The organism is Rhodococcus sp. NPDC078407 (assembly GCF_044542515.1).
Lineage (GTDB): Bacteria > Actinomycetota > Actinomycetes > Mycobacteriales > Mycobacteriaceae > Rhodococcoides.
The window spans coordinates 100,796-118,835 of the sequence record NZ_JBITUQ010000018.1; the positions used below are offsets into that span (position 1 = coordinate 100,796).

The 18,040-nt window shown below is 64.4% G+C and carries 18 protein-coding genes; 7 read left to right on the plus strand and 11 right to left on the minus strand.

The features are described 5' to 3' along the window. The first annotated feature begins 11 nt into the window (after nt 1-11). Nucleotides 12-2,429 (plus strand): tetratricopeptide repeat protein, encoded by a 2,418-nt coding sequence (locus tag ACIGGF_RS18270; protein WP_397522572.1) that lies wholly within the window; start codon nt 12-14, stop codon nt 2,427-2,429. On the opposite strand, the gene ACIGGF_RS18275 is transcribed toward ACIGGF_RS18270, so the two are convergent. Continuing rightward, entirely contained in the window at nt 2,426-3,616 is a 1,191-nt protein-coding gene (locus tag ACIGGF_RS18275; RefSeq protein ID WP_397522573.1) for an acetate kinase, read from the minus strand. The two genes, ACIGGF_RS18270 and ACIGGF_RS18275, sit on opposite strands and share 4 nt — an antisense overlap. Beyond that, nucleotides 3,613-5,739, minus strand: a complete 2,127-nt coding sequence (gene pta, locus ACIGGF_RS18280; protein WP_397522574.1) for a phosphate acetyltransferase — start codon at nt 5,737-5,739, stop codon at nt 3,613-3,615. The genes ACIGGF_RS18275 and pta overlap by 4 nt, the downstream gene beginning before the upstream one ends. Nucleotides 5,740-5,843: 104 nt before the next feature. Here pta and ACIGGF_RS18285 point away from each other — a divergent pair, with 104 nt between their 5' ends. Continuing rightward, the gene (locus ACIGGF_RS18285) at nt 5,844-6,356 is read left to right on the plus strand and encodes a nitroreductase/quinone reductase family protein (RefSeq protein WP_397522575.1); all 513 of its coding nucleotides are present in this window, start codon (nt 5,844-5,846) and stop codon (nt 6,354-6,356) included. Nucleotides 6,357-6,368: 12 nt separating this feature from the next. On the opposite strand, the gene fgd is transcribed toward ACIGGF_RS18285, so the two are convergent. From fgd to ACIGGF_RS18300, 3 genes are all read right to left on the minus strand, one after another. Next, nucleotides 6,369-7,382 carry a glucose-6-phosphate dehydrogenase (coenzyme-F420) gene (gene fgd, locus ACIGGF_RS18290; RefSeq protein WP_397522576.1) on the minus strand — a complete coding sequence of 338 codons (1,014 nt, stop codon included), beginning with the start codon at nt 7,380-7,382 and terminating at the stop codon, nt 6,369-6,371. Between the two features lie 63 nt (nt 7,383-7,445). Beyond that, on the minus strand, nt 7,446-7,778 hold the full coding sequence (locus ACIGGF_RS18295) for a YidH family protein (RefSeq protein WP_397522577.1): 333 nt from the start codon (nt 7,776-7,778) through the stop codon (nt 7,446-7,448). Continuing rightward, entirely contained in the window at nt 7,775-8,128 is a 354-nt protein-coding gene (locus ACIGGF_RS18300; protein WP_397522578.1) for a hypothetical protein, read from the minus strand. Before ACIGGF_RS18300 ends, ACIGGF_RS18295 begins: the two co-directional genes overlap by 4 nt. A gap of 125 nt (nt 8,129-8,253) precedes the next feature. Here ACIGGF_RS18300 and ACIGGF_RS18305 point away from each other — a divergent pair, with 125 nt between their 5' ends. Beyond that, entirely contained in the window at nt 8,254-10,482 is a 2,229-nt protein-coding gene (locus ACIGGF_RS18305) for a DUF222 domain-containing protein (RefSeq protein ID WP_397522579.1), read from the plus strand. On the opposite strand, the gene ACIGGF_RS18310 is transcribed toward ACIGGF_RS18305, so the two are convergent. After that, complete coding sequence (locus ACIGGF_RS18310) at nt 10,479-11,186, minus strand: GNAT family N-acetyltransferase (protein WP_397522580.1); 708 nt, start codon at nt 11,184-11,186, stop codon at nt 10,479-10,481. The genes ACIGGF_RS18305 and ACIGGF_RS18310 overlap by 4 nt on opposite strands. A gap of 102 nt (nt 11,187-11,288) precedes the next feature. Here ACIGGF_RS18310 and map point away from each other — a divergent pair, with 102 nt between their 5' ends. After that, on the plus strand, nt 11,289-12,056 hold the full coding sequence (gene map, locus ACIGGF_RS18315) for a type I methionyl aminopeptidase (RefSeq protein WP_397522581.1): 768 nt from the start codon (nt 11,289-11,291) through the stop codon (nt 12,054-12,056). Here the strand turns inward: map and ACIGGF_RS18320 are convergent, their stop codons facing one another. Then, a complete protein-coding gene (locus ACIGGF_RS18320) occupies nt 12,057-12,470 on the minus strand; it encodes a GNAT family N-acetyltransferase (RefSeq protein WP_397522593.1) in 414 nt (137 codons plus the stop codon). A gap of 124 nt (nt 12,471-12,594) precedes the next feature. On the opposite strand from ACIGGF_RS18320, the gene ACIGGF_RS18325 reads away from it, so the two are divergent. Continuing rightward, nucleotides 12,595-12,768 carry a hypothetical protein gene (locus ACIGGF_RS18325; protein WP_397522582.1) on the plus strand — a complete coding sequence of 58 codons (174 nt, stop codon included), beginning with the start codon at nt 12,595-12,597 and terminating at the stop codon, nt 12,766-12,768. A gap of 16 nt (nt 12,769-12,784) precedes the next feature. Here ACIGGF_RS18325 and ACIGGF_RS18330 read toward each other — a convergent pair whose 3' ends face one another. Together ACIGGF_RS18330 and ACIGGF_RS18335 are read right to left on the minus strand one after the other, a co-directional pair. After that, complete coding sequence (locus ACIGGF_RS18330; protein ID WP_397522583.1) at nt 12,785-13,309, minus strand: permease; 525 nt, start codon at nt 13,307-13,309, stop codon at nt 12,785-12,787. 155 nt (nt 13,310-13,464) lie between these two features. Beyond that, the gene (locus ACIGGF_RS18335; protein ID WP_397522584.1) at nt 13,465-14,058 is read right to left on the minus strand and encodes a TetR/AcrR family transcriptional regulator; all 594 of its coding nucleotides are present in this window, start codon (nt 14,056-14,058) and stop codon (nt 13,465-13,467) included. Nucleotides 14,059-14,165: 107 nt separating this feature from the next. Between ACIGGF_RS18335 and ACIGGF_RS18340 the strand changes: the two genes are divergently transcribed. Together ACIGGF_RS18340 and ACIGGF_RS18345 are read left to right on the plus strand one after the other, a co-directional pair. Next, the gene (locus ACIGGF_RS18340) at nt 14,166-15,185 is read left to right on the plus strand and encodes an aldo/keto reductase (protein WP_397522585.1); all 1,020 of its coding nucleotides are present in this window, start codon (nt 14,166-14,168) and stop codon (nt 15,183-15,185) included. 19 nt (nt 15,186-15,204) lie between these two features. Next, on the plus strand, nt 15,205-16,044 hold the full coding sequence (locus tag ACIGGF_RS18345) for an LLM class flavin-dependent oxidoreductase (protein WP_397522586.1): 840 nt from the start codon (nt 15,205-15,207) through the stop codon (nt 16,042-16,044). A gap of 24 nt (nt 16,045-16,068) precedes the next feature. Here ACIGGF_RS18345 and ACIGGF_RS18350 read toward each other — a convergent pair whose 3' ends face one another. Both ACIGGF_RS18350 and ACIGGF_RS18355 read right to left on the minus strand, forming a co-directional pair. Continuing rightward, complete coding sequence (locus ACIGGF_RS18350; protein WP_397522587.1) at nt 16,069-17,004, minus strand: NADP-dependent oxidoreductase; 936 nt, start codon at nt 17,002-17,004, stop codon at nt 16,069-16,071. A gap of 55 nt (nt 17,005-17,059) precedes the next feature. Then, nucleotides 17,060-17,623 carry a hypothetical protein gene (locus ACIGGF_RS18355; protein ID WP_397522588.1) on the minus strand — a complete coding sequence of 188 codons (564 nt, stop codon included), beginning with the start codon at nt 17,621-17,623 and terminating at the stop codon, nt 17,060-17,062. Between the last annotated feature and the right edge of the window lie 417 nt (nt 17,624-18,040).

Sequence of the window (18,040 nt, forward strand, 5' to 3'; positions counted from 1 at the left end):
GACGGGCTCTCATGACAGACGACGAACAGCAACCCACTGCCCCCGCGGACAGGACACAGGCAGTTCTGCGGGCCGACACCGGCGAACGCACCCGAGCAGTGCTGCGGAACCCCGGTGCGCCATCCGCGCCCATCGACGATCGGACAGCACGAACGCCGGGGCCGGAAGCGCCGATCGCCGGATCGATCGAGCGCGGAACAGCCAAATCCGCTGCAGCACTGAGCGCATCCACCCGCGCCAAGACGGGGAGGTCCCGATCCGGGCGATCACGCAGCGGTGGTGTTCGGCGCCGACTGGGCGGTGGTCTGGTGGACGTGCCCAGGGTGGAGCCGATCGATCCCGAAACTGCGGTGATGTCCGATCCGACGGTGCCGCAGCACAAGCGGTTCTGCTGGAAGTGCAACGCGAAGGTCGGCCGGAGCGAGCCGGGCGAAGCGAACATCGCCAAAGGTGTATGCCCGCACTGCGGCACGACGTTCGACTTCACGCCGCTACTGGAGCCGGGCGATCGAGTGGTCGGCCAGTACGACGTCCAGGGCTGCATCGCGCACGGCGGACTCGGCTGGATCTATCTGGCCATCGACCGCAACGTCAGCGACCGCTGGGTGGTCCTCAAGGGTCTGCTGCACTTCGGCGACGAGGAGGCCCACGCAGTCGCGGTCGCGGAGCGCCAGTTCTTGGCCGAGGTAGCGCATCCCGGCGTGGTCAAGATCTACAACTTCGTCGAACAACCCCGCAGCGACGGGTCGACCGTCGGCTTCATCGTCATGGAGTACGTCGGTGGACGGTCGCTACGCGACATCCTCGGCACGTGCGACGGCGGCAGAATGCCCGTCGAGCAAGCCCTCGCCTACGTACTGGAAGTGCTTCCGGCACTGGGCTATCTGCATTCGATCGGCCTGGTGTACAACGACCTCAAACCCGAGAACATCATGGTCTCCGACGACCAGATCAAACTCATCGACCTCGGCGCGGTCGCGGGCATCGAGGATTACGGCTACCTGTACGGCACGGTGGGCTACCAGGCGCCGGAGATCGTCAAGACGGGGCCGACGGTGGCGTCGGACATCTTCACGGTGGGCCGGACACTTGCGGTACTGACTCTGGACATGCCGTCGAAGAACGGCAAGTATCTCGACGGCCTGCCGTCGATCGAGGACTCCGACGTGCTGCAGCAATTTCCGTCGCTGCACCGGCTGCTGTTGCGCGCAACCCACGAGAATCCCGCTCGACGGTTTCGATCCGCGGACGAGTTCGCCGGGCAGGCAACCGGCGTACTCCGCGAGATCCTGGCCATCCGGACCGGAGTCGAGCGGCCCGGACTGTCCACGGTGTTCAGCCCGCCCCGCACCACCTTCGGGACCGAGCAGTCGGTGGGCCGCACCGATACCTACGTGGACGGTACGGTGCGTCACCAACGAATGACCGCCGCAGAAGTTGTTGCGGCGCTTCCCGTTCCGCTGGTGGACCCCAATGACCCGAGCGCACCCTTGCTCGCGGCGGCAGTACACGTCGAGCCTCAGCAGACCTTGGACTCGTTGCAACACGCCAAACGTAACGGCATCGAGCGCGTCACCGCGGGCGCGGACAAGAGCTCGGATTCCGCGTCCCCTGTCGACCTGGGTGTGGAGATCACCCTCGCCGAGGTCAAAGCCAATCTGGATCTGGGGAACGTCGTCGAGGCAACCGAGATCTTGGCCAAGGTGCAGTCCGAGGACCACGCCGCCGATCCATGGCGCGTGCAGTGGTACGCGGGGCTGATCGCCCTTCTGCATCACGAATACGATTCTGCGTTCACGTGTTTCGACAACGTACTCGGGGCGATGCCGGGAGAGCTGGCCCCCAAGCTCGCTCTCGGTGCCACCTCGGAACTACTCGGTCATGTCTCCGCCGGCACAGCGGAGGAAGCCGAGGAGTGGCGGGCCCGGGCCGAGGGCCTCTACCGAGCGGTGTGGCGCACCAACCGGGGCATCGTGAGCTCGGCGTTCGGCTTGGCCCGGCAATTGCAGCGCCGCGGCGATCAGACCGGGGCCATCGCTGCACTCGATCAGGTGCCCATCAGTTCGCGGCACTACTCGATGGCACGCATGACCAGCGTGTTGACGCTGTTGATGGATCGCTCGCGGGCCGAACTGTCCGAGGCCGACTTCCGTTCTGCCGCACGGCGAGTGGCGCTGTTACCCAAGGCGGAGAGCCGCGCGCTGCAGATGCGAACGCTGGTGCTGGCCATGGCTCTGGACTGGATCGTCTCCGGGCACGCCGCCACCGCCGAGCGTGAACCCATACTCAGCGTGCCGTTCAACGAGGACGGGTTGCGGCGCGGCACCGAAAAGGGCCTACGGGCGTTGGCTCGCAACGCCACCGACCGCGCGCACCGCTTCTCGTTGGTGGACCTGGCGAACGCCATCCGGCCCCGATCTCTGTTCTAGTCGGTTGTACGCACCAGATCGTCCGTCGCGCGAGCAATGGCGAGTTCCTCGTTGGTCGGCACCACCAACACCGTGACCTGCGAGGAATCGGTCGAGATCACCCGAGCCTGCTTGCTGCGCACAGCATTGCGTTCGGCATGGATCTCGATACCGAAGTTGGTCAGGTTATCGAGCGCGTCGGCACGGACGGCCACTGCATTCTCACCGACACCCGCGGTGAAGGTGATGACGTCGAGCCGGCCCAGTCCGAGCATGTACGCGCCGATGTATTTGCGCAGCCGGTGAATGTAGACGTCGTATGCCAGCCGCGCCGATGCGTCGCCGTCGTCGATGCGTTGCCGGAGTTGCCGGAAGTCGTTGACCCCGGACAACCCGATCAGGCCGGAACGACGGTTGAGCAATGTATCGATATCGTCGACGCTCATGTCCGCGCTGCGGCGCAGGTGCATGATGACCCCGGGATCGATATCGCCACTGCGCGTGCCCATCACGAGTCCCTCGAGCGGAGTCAGGCCCATCGAGGTGTCGACGGCCCGGCCACCGGAGACCGCCGAGGCCGACGCCCCGTTGCCCAGGTGCAGCACGATCTGGTTCAACTCCGCGAGATCGCGACCCAGGAATTGCGCCACCTGTTCCGACACGTACTGGTGCGAGGTGCCGTGAAAACCGTAGCGCCTGATGTCGTGCTCGGCGGCGACGGTCGCATCGATCGCGTAGGTCGCGGCCGCGTCGGGCAGAGAATGAAAGAAGGCGGTGTCGAACACGGCCACATGCGGCACGTTCAGCAGTTGCTTCCGGGCCACCTCGATGCCGAGGACATTCGGCGGGTTGTGCAGCGGCGCAAGGCTGCTCAGGTCTGAAATCTGCTGGAGGACAGCGTCGTCGATGATCGTCGGCCGGTGGAAGACCTTCCCGCCGTGGACCACTCGATGCCCGACGGCGGTGACCTCGGAGCCCAGTTCGATGCCGGCGTCGGACAGCATCTCGAAGGCCAGGGCCAGACCGGCACCGTGGTCCTCGATGTGCTGGGTTCGCTCGGTGCTCTCGCCCCGGTAGTCGAGCTCGACGCGGCCGTCGGACTCGCCGATGCGCTCGACGAGTCCACTGGCCATCGACTCCCCCGACCCGGGATCGATCAGCTGAAACTTGACCGAGGACGACCCCGAGTTGACGACGAGGATGCTCACGATTCGCTGTTCTCCTTGGTCGCGTTGGCAATTCCCTGTGCCTGAATGGCTGTGATGGCAACGGTATTGACGATGTCCTCGACGAGTGCGCCGCGAGAGAGGTCGTTGACGGGCTTGCGCAGGCCCTGAAGCACCGGTCCCACGGCGACGGCGCCGGCGCTGCGTTGGACGGCCTTGTAGGTGTTGTTTCCGGTGTTGAGGTCCGGGAAGATGAACACCGTTGCGCGACCGGCAACGTCGGAATCGGGCAGCTTCGACGCGGCGACGGACGGTTCGATGGCCGCGTCGTACTGGATCGGGCCCTCTACGAGTAGCTCCGAATTTCGTTCGCGGACCAGCGCGGTGGCCTCACGAACCTTGTCGACGTCTGCCCCGGAACCGGATTCGCCGGTGGAGTACGACAGCATGGCCACCCGTGGTTCGATGCCGAACTGGGCCGCGGTCTGCGCGGAGGAGACAGCGATGTCGGCCAGTTGCTCCGCAGAGGGATCCGGCACCACTGCGCAGTCGCCGTAGGCGAGCACGCGATCGGACAAGCACATCAGAAAGATCGACGACACCGTCGACACTCCTTCGGTGGTCTTGATGATCTCGAACGACGGCTTGATGGTGTGTGCGGTGGTGTGCGCCGCCCCGGAGACCATGCCGTCGGCAATACCCTTGTGCACCATCATCGTTCCGAAGTACGAGATGTCTGCCATGATCTCGCGGGCGCGTTCGATCGTCATGCCCTTGTGCTTGCGCAGTTCGGTGTATTCGGCCGCGAAATCCTCGGTGTACTCGCAGTTGTTCGGGTCGAGGACGGTGGCGTTGTCGAGGTCGACGCCCAGTTCCGACGCCCGTCGGCGAATGGGACCTTCCTCGCCGAGGATCGTCAGGTCTGCCACCTGACGCTGCAGCAGTCGACCGGCGGCCCGAAGAATACGGTCGTCGCCGCCCTCGGGGAGGACGATGTGCTTGCGGTCCGCACGGGCCCGGTGGATCAACTGGTACTCGAACATCTGCGGCGTGGTGATGGTCGGTATGGCGATATCCAGCCGTCCCAGAAGGGTTTTCGCATCCACTCGTTGTTCCATCAAACCGAGTGCGGTGTCGACCTTGCGCTGCGAACCCACCGCTACGCGGCCGCGGGTCTGCGCGGCGGCAGAGGCAGTGTCGAAGGTGCCCAGTTCGGTGGTGAGAATCGGCAACCGGGGACCGAGCCCCGCGACCAGACGTGCAATGGCCGGATGGGGTTCGATGCCGCCGTTCATGATGATGCCGGCCAACGACGGAAAGCCCTCGGCCTCATGGGCATTGACCAGCGCGAGCAGCACGTCCGATCGGTCGGCCGGTGCGATCACGACCACGCCTTCGGTGAGTCGTTCGAGGATGTGCTCGGCAGTCATGCCACCTACCATCACCCGCAACGCTTCCCGCTGCAGCAGCGAAGAATCACCGCTGTAGAGGGTTCCGTCGACTGCGTCGAGCAGTTCGGCCATGGTCGGAGCGACGAGGAGCGGGATCTCGGGCAGGCTCCAGGCCGGCACTCCCACCGACGCCAACGCATCGGTGACTGCGTCCAGATCGTCCGGCGCGCAACGATTCGCCACGATCGCAGCCAGATGCGCGTGATGTTGCCGTAGTTCGCCCTGGCACAGCGTGGCCAACTGCGCGATCTCGTCGGGCGTCCTACCGGACCCACGCAGCGCCAGCAACACCGGGGCGCCGAGATTGACGGCGATGCGGGCATTGAAGCCGAGTTCGCTGGGGCTGCCGACGTCGGTGTAGTCGCTGCCCACGATCACGACCGCGTCACACTGGGACGCCACCTCGTGGTATCGATCGACGATCTTGCTGAGCGCTGCCTCCTGATCGGCGTGCACCTGCTCGTACGTGACACCGAGCGACTGCTCGTACGTCAAATCTGCGGTGGTGTGCTCGACGAGCAGCTCCAGAATGTAGTCGGGCTCCTCCGTAGAGCGAGCGATGGGACGAAACACACCCACCCGGGCGGCCGTCGCCGCGAGCATCTGCAGCACACCCAAGGCGATCGTGGACTTGCCGGAGTCGCCCTCCGGCGACGCGACATAGATGCTCGAGGGATAAATGTCTGCCGTCTCGGCGGTGGTGGACTCAGCCATGGTGTCAGCCTAATGGGACCAGAGCGGCGCGGCTGGTTCCTCGGGATTCATGCGCACGGGCAGTCCGTGGTTGACACCGGACGCACCGCGATGTCCTATGAGCCATGGCCGAATCACCGTTTCCGGATGTTCGTTGGGGCAGCGAGACATCGTTCATCCGAAAGCCCGCCGTCAAGTTCGCCTCGACCAAGCCCGGTTCCTGGGTGATCAGAAACCTCGCCGGAGTCGATCGGTGGTTGCTGACCAAGTCGAACGGCCGTTTCACCGTCCTGGGACCGATCGCGGCTCCGGTGGTGCTGCTGACCACCACGGGCCGTAAGTCCGGACAAGCCAGAACGAGTCCGCTGCTGTACTACCGGGAAGGCGACAAGATCTACGTCGTCGGATCCAACTTCGGTCAGCAACACCACCCGGCGTGGACGTCGAATCTGCTCGCCGACCCGAAAGCCGTCGTGGCCATCGGCGGCAAGAAGATTCCGGTGACGGCCACCCGGATCACCGGCGACGAGAAGGCCCGTATCTACCGACAGTTCGACGCGATGGTCGAGGTGTACGGCGAGTACGAAACGAGGACCGACCGAGACATGCGGTTGTTCGCACTCTCGGCCGATCGCTAGCCTCTTCGGACGTCAGCCGAGCTTGCGCAGGCGTGGTGCCAGATCCTTCTCGAACAGTTCGAGGAACCGCTTCTGATCGTGGCCGGGTGCGTGGAACACCAGGTGATTCAGTCCGGCGTCGGTGTACTGCTTGACCTTCTCCACGGCTTCGTCGGGGTCCGACGCCACGATCCAGCGCTTGGCGACCTGCTCGATCGGCAGTTCGTCGGCAGCCTTCTCCATCTCCATCGGGTCGTCGATCGAGTGCTTCTGCTCCGGCGTCAGTGACAGCGGAGCCCAGAAGCGGCAGTTCTCCAGTGCGAGTTCGGGATCGGTGTCGTAGCTGATCTTGATTTCGATCATCTTGTCGATCTTGCCCGCATCGCGCTCGGCCTTGCCCGCGCCCTCTTCGACGGCCGGCAGCAGCTTGTCGGTGTAGAGCTCCATACCCTTGCCCGAGGTGCAGATGAAACCGTCGCCCGCGCGTCCTGCATACCGCGCGACGACGGGACCGCCGGCCGCGATGTAGACCGGGATCCCGCCCTCGGGAACGTCGTAGATCGACGCGCCCTTCGTCGTGTAGTACTCGCCCTCGAAGTCGACTCGATCGCCGAGCCACAGCTCGCGCATCAAACGGACCGACTCGCGCAGCCGAGCGAAACGTTCCTTGAATTCCGGCCATTCGCCGGTGAACCCGGTGGCGATCTCGTTGAGTGCCTCACCGGTACCCACACCGAGCATGATGCGTCCGGGATACAGGCAACCCATGGTGGCAAATGCCTGCGCGATGACCGACGGGTTGTAACGGAACGTCGGTGTGAGCACCGAGGTACCGAGCTGAATCGTGTTCGTGCGCTCGCCGACCGCGGTCATCCAGGCCAGCGAGAACGGAGCGTGGCCGCCTTCGTGACGCCACGGCTGGAAGTGGTCACTGACAGTCGCGGAGTCCATACCGTGCTGCTCGGCGAGAACACCGAGTTCGACGAGCTCCCGCGGCCCGAACTGCTCCGCCGATGCCTTGTACCCGAGCTTGAGACCCTGCGCCACGCCGAACTCCTGTCGTTGGTCGTCTAGTACCTCGATTGTGCACCTGCGGCGGTTGAGAGCGCGCTACTGGATCCCCAGAACCGTGACCACGGCTGCCAACACCGCTACTGCACCGATGCCGACCGCGAAGATCCACAGATCTCGGGACTCGGGCATGGGCGCACCGTTCTCCAGGGCATCTCGGACGCGCATCCACCGGCGCAGTCCGACAATCGGTGCCGCTGCCGCGAGTCCGATGAGAATGAGGCCCAGTGCCGTCCGAACCCATCCGGTACTGAAATCGGGAACCAGATGGACGATCGCAATTCCGCCTGCCAGTAGACCGAGCGACGTCCGCAGCCAGGCGAGAAAAGTGCGTTCGCTGGCGAGGGTGAACCGCTCGTCGGGTCGCGTCACGTCTGAGCGCGCGATGTCGGGGCGGTGATGCGCTCGCGAATCAGATGGGCAACTAATTCAGGATCGCCGGGGGTGAAGACCGGCGAGATGCGGCGGATGGTGAGCACCACTGCAGTGTCCTTCTTAGGACGCATCACGTCCAGCGGGAACCACTGGTCCGTAGTCGAGGCACCCCACAGGCGCCACCGACCGTTCCAATTGCCGAGGACGGCAGTGTCGACGGCGCGAATCTTGTCGTATGGAACGAACTTCCTGATGGCTAGAGGGAAGTGGTACCGCCTCAACGTGACGCCTGACTCGTCGAGAAGAACCAGTCCATCGTCGTAGATTACGTCGCGATTTATTTGCACAAGTAACGATAAATCTCCGCGGAGCTGTCTCGCAACGGCAGATTCCAGAACTTGTCGGTGGCTCGGGTTAGTCTTCTTTCAGTTCGAACATCAGTTCTGGTTCGGTTCACTGGGGGGTGAAAACGATGGCAATACCGACCGTGTCACTGGACGCTTTGACCGCTGCCGCGCAAGCAGAAAACCGTCAAGCGGCCCGCAAGATCGCCGCGTGCTATCGCGTGCATTGCGACTGGATCACCCTCGACACCAAACACAAGCACTACAGCCGATACGGACGCACCGAAATGGCGGTGGCGTTGGGGTGTTCGGCCACCGTCGCCGAGGCCTACGTTTCGGTCGCAGTCGCCCTGCACACCCGACTGCCCCTGGTGAAGAAGGCATTCGAGACCGGCGAGATCGACCTCCCACGAGTACGGACTGTGTGCCGAATCCTCGACAACCTGTCCGACGACATCATCAAGTCCGTTGAAGCCGAGATCGTCGAAGCAGCGCGGCGGTCGTCACCGGGTCCGCTCGAGAAGGAGATCTGGGACATCCTGGTACGGGTCGCGCCCGAGGAAGCAGCAGCGCTACGCGAGTTCGCCAAGAGATTCCGCACCGTCACCTACAGCCCCGCCGGCGAACTCGCCCGCATCCGAGCGGAACTGACCGCACCCGAAGCCGCGGCCGCATGGCAACTCCTGGAAGAAATGGCCGACACCCTCTGCCCGAAAGACCCCCGCGGTAAAAAGGAACGCCTGTGCGATGCGTTCATGGCCCGGATGCACGGCGAACCCCGCCTGGCGTGTCTGTGCCAGCGCGAGGATTGCCCGAAGACAGATGCTGAGCTGCCGGATCGGCGGGTGCCGTTGACGATGGTCACCGTCGACATCGCCACCCTCATCGGACTGAGCGCGAACCCCGCGTACTTGGCCGGCCACGGCTCCATCGATCCGGAACTTGCTCGGGAGTTGGCGCGCAAAAGTCAGTGGCAGATCCTGCTCACCGAAGCAGTCACCCTCGCCGAAAAACTCGGCCTCGCGGTACAGAACACCGAGACCGGGGAATGGGAACAACGCACCGACGCCCAAACGACCGATGCTGCAACAGGATCCGAGGCGGGAACGGTGGCGGACGCAGACTCGGATACTGATAATGAAGAGGCAATCGGGTCGGCCACGGATTCGGATGGAGAGGCTGATTCCTCGACCGAACCGACCTCGGCCGATTCACCGGCACCTGCGCCGGGAAACACCTCCGCAACGGCACCACCGGCACCGGCGCACGACGTCGACGAGTTCCAGAAGAACGACGAGTCTGCGTCGACACCCGAACTCACCATTGCCCCATCAGCAACTGCCGATCCGGGCACCACCAATCCCGTTCGGAAGCGAGCAGAAGTCGCAGCCTCGGCGCTGAGCGACCCTCCATCCGAGCCGGTGCCGGAAACCGGCCCAGAATCGACGGAGGTTGTCCCAGATCCGCACTCAGGCGAAAGCACCGTATCCTCGGCACGTCGCTCTGCGCCGAACCTTTCCCAACCAGCCAATCCCTCAACGACATCCGGCTTCATACAGCCTGGCTCAACAGCGTCCACTCCGACGTCAGCCGATTTCCCGGCACCGGGAACAGGCCCGACCGCCGGTGCCGCCACCGACAACTGGCACCAGCGACGCCCCGGATCACTGACCTCCGCCGCGGCTCTGTTCTGCACTCACACACCCGTCGGCCGGGGCCCACGGCACAGCTCTGCCCTCGACCTGTCCACCGAGATTCGGCGCAACAACCGGACGATCCATCCCACAGGCCGTACACCCTCAGGCATCCACCTCGGCAACGCCTCCCTCGCCGCCGCACTCGAAGCCGCGATCGCCGCCGACCCCACCCTCGGAAAATCCGTCGCCCGCGACCCACTGACCGACCGCGCCCTCATCTACCGACCCGACGCCCTCACCACCGCAGCAGTCCGACTCCGCGACCGACACTGCCGCTTCCCCGGCTGCCAGCGTCCCGCCGCACAATGCCAACTCGACCACATCGCACCGTTCGACCACGCAAACCCCCGCGGCGGCGGCTGGACCACCATCAACAATCTCCAATGCCTCTGCGAGTACCACCACACCGTCAAAACCGCCGGCTACTGGCAAGCCGTCATGCTCCCCGGCGGCGCGATCCTGTGGACCTCCACCTCCAAGACCACCCGAATCACCCTGCCCGCCAACGGAACAACTGTGCCCATCCTCGGCAACGACCTCCGACCCAATATCCCCACCAAACCCAGAAGATCCGGCATCATCGCCTACCCCGAAACACCCCGAAGCCCGGAGCCTGAGTCGCAAGTGACTACCGACGACACAGACGAACCGCCCTTCTAGGCCGGCGCTATCTCGGTCGAATTCGATGCCGGCGTTCTCACCAGCGTCAGATGCGAGGTCCGGCGTAGCTCGAATCCGATGGAGAGGTAGAGCTCGATGGCACGGACATTCGCATCCGACGCGTGGAGGAACGGCTTCTCACCGCGGGCGCGGATTCCGTGACCGACCGCGCGCACCAGGTCCGTGGCCAGGCCCTGCCCTCGGAATGCCGGATCGGTGCACACCGCGCTGATTTCCGTCCACCCCGGCGGGTGCATGCGCTCACCGGCCATGGCAATCAAGGCGCCACCGCGTCGGACTCCGAGGTAGGTCCCGAGCTCGATGGTCCGGGGCAGGAACGGGCCGGGCTCGGTACGGCGAACCAGGTCGAGCATCTCCGGAACATCTGCCGCCGTCAGCTCGACGGCGTCGTCGAAGGGCCGTGTCTCGAGATGCGTTGCGATGAGCTGAACCAAGCCGAAGGTCTCCACGTGCGACCATCCCCCGGGCAGTGCGCGCTCCGGACCGTCCAGCCCCACCACTGTCCGCGGGCCGAACAGGGCAGCGATGTCGTTCCAATCCTGCTGTTCGAGCACGTCGGGGTGCGCGAGAAACGGAGACACCTCGGGATCCGCCCGCATGATTCGTCCGCGCCGGACTGCGAAGCGCGAGAGCGCACCGTCGAGGGAATTGCGGACGGGGTCGTCGAGAGGATGAGCAGACACAGCAAATAGAGTCGCACGAACGGTCGTCGGTCAACGCACCGTCGAGTCGGTCACCAATACTTATACCGGTATAGTTATTCGTCGGACGACGAAAGGCATCGCATGATCGAGATTCTCCCGCCCAGCAAGATCCCTCTCGCACGTAAATCGGGTGCCTTGGTCGCCGAGATTCTCGAAACCGTCCGCGAGCGCGCCACCGTCGGCACCAATCTGCTCGAAATCGACCAGTGGACCAAGGACATCATCCTCGGAGCCGGTGCGACGTCCTGCTATGTCGACTACGCGCCGTCGTTCGGTCGCGGTCCGTTCGATCATTACATCTGCACCTCGGTCAACGATGCTGTGCTGCATGGCCTTCCGCACGATTACTCGCTGGCCGACGGCGATTTGCTCACCCTCGATCTTGCCGTGGTCCTCGGTGGCGTTGCCGCGGATTCGGCCATCAGCTTCGTCGTCGGCGAGCCTCGACCCGAAGACGCGGCCATGATCGACGCCACCGAACGCGCGCTGGCCGCGGGAATTGCTGCGGCGCGTCCGGGAAACAAGATCGGTGACATCTCCCATGCCATCGGCACGGTACTGAAGGGTGCGGGCTACCCGATCAACATGCAATTCGGCGGCCACGGCATCGGATCCACGATGCATCAGGACCCACACGTGTCCAACAACGGGCGCCCGGGCCGCGGCTACGGCCTTCGCCCCGGCCTGATGTTGGCGCTCGAGCCATGGATCATGGAGGACACAGACGAACTCGTCACCGACGACGACGGGTGGACTCTGCGCAGTACGACGGGATGCCGCACCGCCCACAGCGAGCACACGGTCGTCATTACCGACGACGGTGCGGAGATCATGACCGTGCGGGCCTGACTACAGGCGCTTCTCGAACGTGTTCGAGAACGGCAGGACCTGGTAGGGCGGAAACACCGGGATTCGGGTGTAGCCGTTCTTCTCGTACAGTCGAACTGCATCTGGCTGCCTGTCGCCGGTCTGCAGAATCAGCCGTGCCAAACCCTGATCACGGACGGCATTCTCCGACGCCTCCAACAGGGCCGTCGACACTCCAGTGCCGCGATGATCGGGATGAACGAACATGCGCTTGAGCTCCAAGTCGGCACCGTTCCACCGCAGAGCAGCATGCCCGACGGCCTGCTCTACACCGTCCGCGTCACGGCTGTACACGACGAATGTCCGGTGCACAGCACTCTCGTCGACGGCGTTGGCCTGGGTTTTCGACATCAGAGCGGCCCGGTCTGCGTATCGGGGACCCACCTCGGCCATCATCGACGCACGCAGGGCTTCGGCGTCGCGATGATCCCAGTCGACGGCACGGGTGAACAGGACTGCGCGGGGGCGAGATACATCGGTCACGCCTGATCGCAACACGTCGACGATCACCGGTCAACTGTTGCTGCGCACATTGTCCAACTGCCCGGAATTGTCCAGCGCACCCTTTGTCTCACGGCCTCTGGCCAACGAAGCCACAGTCGTCGTCCACGTCTCTGATTCCGGCACGTCCGATGGCGACCCGGTGTCGGGAATCCGCGTCATCACCGAACCCGGGGTGTTGCGCAGCGCCTGACGTCACTGCGGCAAAACTAGCGCGAGAGAGCAGCAGTTCTGCGTCGACGGTTTCGTCGGACCACCACGAACACGAGCAGAGCAACCAGAACCACGGCAATCACTGCGCCGAGTGCCGTCGCACCGCGGAAACCCGGTGCGCTGGTGTCGAGGGTGCGTTCGCCCGCGTGAGCAGCGTTGCTGGTACCGAGGACGATCGTGAGCGTCAACAGGTTCGGGATCGCCGTGACGACAGCGAGGATCACCGACCCGATGGCGAGCGGCTTACCTGCCCGACCCTTGCGGACCGACCAGGCGCTCCAGAAGAACACGAGCGGCGCGAACGTGCAGACGATTCCGAACAGCAAGCCCCACAGAATGCCCTTGGTGAACGTACGGTCGGCCAGCTCCTCGACCCGCAGACTCCACCAGCGCGGAAGGAAGGCCGCCAGGACGAAATAGGCGATCAGCAACAGGACGATGCCGACTCCGACGAGGATGCCCCGCCGCTTCCAGTTCGCCGAGTTGGTCGACGGTGCGGGCGTGGTCGAATCGGCAGTCATGACGCCATCGTAGATCGTGCAGAGCAGTACCCCACCCGAGTCGAGACCCGATCGTTAGCCGGGCGTTTCGGAGCGCGCGTTCTGTCCTACGGTGTTCGTCTGCTCAGGGGCTCCTGGGCCGAAAACTCATGGCACCTGCGATAGGCCACGCTGCGTCAACCAATTGCCTCGACATCAGGTGCGATGCGCAGTCCCGCAACCAACACCCGCGCCATTTTTCGTGGGTCGTAGCGGGGGTCCGCCGCGCCGATACACAGGTTGCCGACTGCACGCATCAGCTCGATTGCGGCCTGCCCCGGTGCAATCTCTCCCGAATCCGCAGCGGCCTCGAGCAGTGAATCGCACACGGGCACGAGCCGATCGAGGAAGTAGCTGTGCAGATTCTCGAATCCGGCACTGTCCGACTGCATCGCCTCGGCCAGGCCATGTTTGGTGACCAGGAAGTCGACGAACCGGTCGATCCACAGCACCAACGCGGCGTGCGGTGATTCACGACCCGCCAGCAGCTCCTGACCCGCGAGAACACACGCGTCCACCTGATGCCGGAAGACGGCAACGACGAGGTCCCCACGCGTCGGGAAGTGTCGATAGATGGTTCCCACTCCGACGCCGGCACGGCGGGCGATCTCGCGCACCGGTACCTCTACTCCAGAATCGACGAACGCCGTCGCAGCCGCGTCGAGCAAGGTCGCTTCGTTGCGCCTCGCGTCCGCTCGTTTCTTCGGCTGCCCGGGTTCGGCCTCGGCCACAGTCCCTCCACGTGTCGACAAACGGAACAACGTTCCGTATGTTGGTTTACGGAACACGGTTCCGCTTACGCACAGAGTAACCCCACAGAGGCCACAAGGAGATCACCATGCAGTACCGCACATTGGGGCGCACCGGAGTCCAGGTCAGCACGCTCTCGCTCGGCGCGATGAACTTCGGCGCCATCGGCCGCACGACGCAAGACGACGCCACCGCGATCGTCGATGCCGCACTCGAGGGCGGCATCAACCTCATCGACACCGCCGACATGTACAGCCAGGGACAATCCGAGGAAATGGTGGGCAAGGCCATCGCGGGTCGGCGAGAGAACATCGTGCTGGCCACGAAAGTGTTCAACCCGATGGGCGACGAACGCAATCATCAGGGCAGCTCACGTCGCTGGATCGTCACCGAACTCGAGAACAGCCTGCGCAGACTCGGAACCGATCATGTCGACCTCTACCAGATACACCGCTGGGATCCCACGACGAGCGACGAAGAAACTCTCTCTGCGCTGACGGATCTGCAGCGCGCCGGGAAGATTCGCTACTTCGGCTCCTCCACCTATCCGGCCTACCGAATCGTTCAGGCGCAGTGGGCCGCACGGGAACACCGTCTCGGGCGCTTCGTCACCGAGCAGCCACCGTACTCGATCCTGCAGCGCGGCATCGAATCCCACGTCCTCCCCGTCACGCAGGAGTACGGAATGGGGGTACTCGTATGGAGCCCACTGGCGGGCGGCTTCCTGTCCGGAGCCATCCGAGCCGGACAGGCGGCCACCACCAACCGCGCGGCGATGATGCCCGAGCGTTTCGGTACGGACACCCCCACCGGGCAGGCCAAACTCGCAGCCGTCGAAGAACTGGCGACGCTCGCCGACGACGCCGGACTCACATTGATCCAACTGGCACTCGGTTTCGTGACCGCCCACCCGGGAGTCACCAGCGCACTCGTCGGGCCTCGTACCGTCGACCATCTACAGTCGCAGCTCGCTGCCGCCGACACCGTCCTGCCGGCAGACGTCCTCGACAGAATCGACGAGATCGTCGCTCCTGGAGTCGATCTCTCCCCCGGCGACAAGTTCGACACCCCACCTGCTCTGCTCGACGCCTCGTTGCGGCGGCGCTGACATGGCGAGTTTCGGGTTGATGACCCCTCCGCAGAACGTCTCCTACGCCGACCTGGTGCGGGTATGGCGCGAGGCCGACAGCATTCCCGAGATCGAGCATGCATGGCTGTTCGATCACCTCATGCCCATCGGCGGCGACCTCGACGGCCCGATCTTCGAAGGCTGGACGATGCTGGCCGCACTGGCAGCTCAGACCGAGCGGATGCGATTGGGACTGATGGTGACCAGCAACCGCATTCGTCCGCCGGCGATTCTCGCCAAAATCGCCGCGACGGTCGACGCGGTCTCGGACGGGCGGCTGGACTTCGGCATCGGCGCCGGGTCGCGGCCGAGTGTGCCGATGGCGCGACGGGAGTACGACGGCAACGGTCTGCCGTACAGCGACGCCGCGAATGCCGTTGCGAGACTCGGTGAGTCGCTCACGGTAATTCGCAAGCTCTGGACCGAGGACGAACCTTTCGACTTCCACGGCAGCCACATCGACCTCGTCGGGGCGTTCCAGAACCCGAAGCCTGTTCAGAGACCGGGTCCGCCGATCGTGATCGGCGGCCGAGCAGCAGGGGTGCTGCGCCTCGTCGCCGAGCACACCGACATATGGAACATTCCCGGCGGGGACCTCGACGACGCACTGGACCGAGCGAGACTTCTCGACCGATTCTGCGGGGAGATCGGACGCGATCCCGGGACGATCACCCGATCGATTGCACTCGGGGTGTCGTTCGAGGAACTCGAGAAGACGAGGAACGACATCGGTGAGGCGGTAGCTGCCGGATTCGATCACGTCGTTCTCATCGTCCCGGGCCCTTACCCCGAGGGCATCGCACACCGAGTGACCGAGGAGTTCGTCCGTCACTCGTGAGCGCCTCTGAGCTGGGTTCTGCTGTCAGGGAATCAGAACGAACTTCCCACGCGGGTGACTCGATTGCAGTTCGGCGTGCGCCTTCCCGGCGTCGGCCAGCGGGAAGGTCTTGGCCACCGTCACCTCGAACACGCCTGCACCTGCCTGTTCCAGCAGCACCGGTGACGCGAGGCGTCGACGCTCCATGCTCTCCGGCCCGCCGACGGTGAGAAACCCATCTTTCGATGCACGATCGAAGGCGGCGGTGCTGACCAATCTCGATCTGTCCGTAAGTAATTCGAGTGACACGTCGACGGCCTCGTCGGTTCCCACCGTGTCGATCGCCGCATCCACCCCATGTGGTGCGGCGGCTCGCACACGGTCGATCAGTCCGTCTCCGTATTCGACGGGTTCGACACCGAAGGCCCGCAGTGCATCATGGTTCTGTTGCCGAGCAGTCCCGATGACGGTGGCACCGCGGTCGAGAGCGAGCTGCGCCACCACGGACCCGACGCCGCCGGCTGCCCCGTGCACCAGAACGGTGTCGCCACTCGTGACGCCGACGGATTCCAGTGTGTCGTAAGCGGTTCCCGCTACAGCGAGGACACCCGCAGCAACATTCCAGTCCAATGCTGCCGGTTTCGGGAACACGAACCGCGCGGGAGCCAGGATCCCGTCGGCGTACGTGCCGTTCTTGCCGGAGACAACCACCTCGTCGCCGACGGCGATAGGCCCACCCGAGCCCACGGCAGCTCCGCCGACCGCGACCACGATGCCCGACGCCTCGCTGCCCAACGCAATCGGCAGTTTCGTCGCGTCGGTGCCGAAGGATCCGCTGTAGCTCTTGTAGTCGAAGGGGTTGACGCCGATTGCCCTGACCTCGACCAGCACTTCGCCGTCGGATGGTTCGGGCAGGTCTCGGTCGACGATCTCGATGACTTCCGGACCACCGTAGGACGTTGCAACCGCTGCTCGTGTCATGCGTCGTACAACGGTCGAGAAGACCCTTGTGTTCCGGCTACTCCCCCGACTCGACTCAGACAGCCACCGACAGTTGGGATTCGTCATCGCGAAGCAGACTCGTGCCCGACTGCTGCCGGTCCACGCTCGCCTCGGAAACGTTCAGGCGGCGAATCCAATAGACGATGGTCCGGTCGGCGTCGGCGAACCGGTCGAGCACTTCGATGCACAGCCACGTCGCGACACAGAAGTCCTGCTCCTCCACGTCGAGTCCGATCAGTGTCAGTTCGTCGCCGACTGCGAGCAGGGCACGATCTACTTCCGAATCACCGCTGTTCAGCCACTCCAGGGCACGACGAAGAAGCCTCCAATCGGCAGCGGGCACAGGCTCTCTCACCGACTGTCTACACAATTCAGCTGCCGCGGCGAGCGCATCGGCTACGGGCCTCGACACTGCACCGTCCAACTCGACGAGAATGCCTCGTGGCGAGTCGATCAGGTCTGCCATGAAGTGCCAGCGGTCCGGCAGGGCTGTGTCCTCGGGCCACAGATCCGCGGCACCGAACTGCAATCGGGTGATCAGCTCTTTCGGCGAACTGCACGGAGCACCGAAGCGATAGGCGTCGTTCATGTCGATCATCCCCATTGGGTTCAGCCGGATCAACGGACGCCGACTCGACATCGAGGTCGGCGTACTGACATGCAGTGGCTTTCGTCGTCGAAACAAGCAACGCTGCTGTGGTCGTTACGTCTGCCCTGACGTCATTAGACCCCGTGACCAGCGACTGCGCGACTCGGCGTGACGAAAGATCGGCAACGTCACACTTCTGGATGATGTGTAATCCGCCACATAGCGCAAACCCGATCAGTCCGTTTCGCCCAACGCACAAGCTGGAACGCGTGTTCGGAAACGTGTCGGTGGGTCGCGGTAGATTCTGTTCATGCTTTCGGGGGACGGCGGGTCAGGGGTGGACGGCATCGAGACGGTGCCGCCTCCCCCTGTCGTGTCCGATCCAGAGCTGGCCGTGTTGGTGGATCGGGTGGAGTCCGCGGTCGC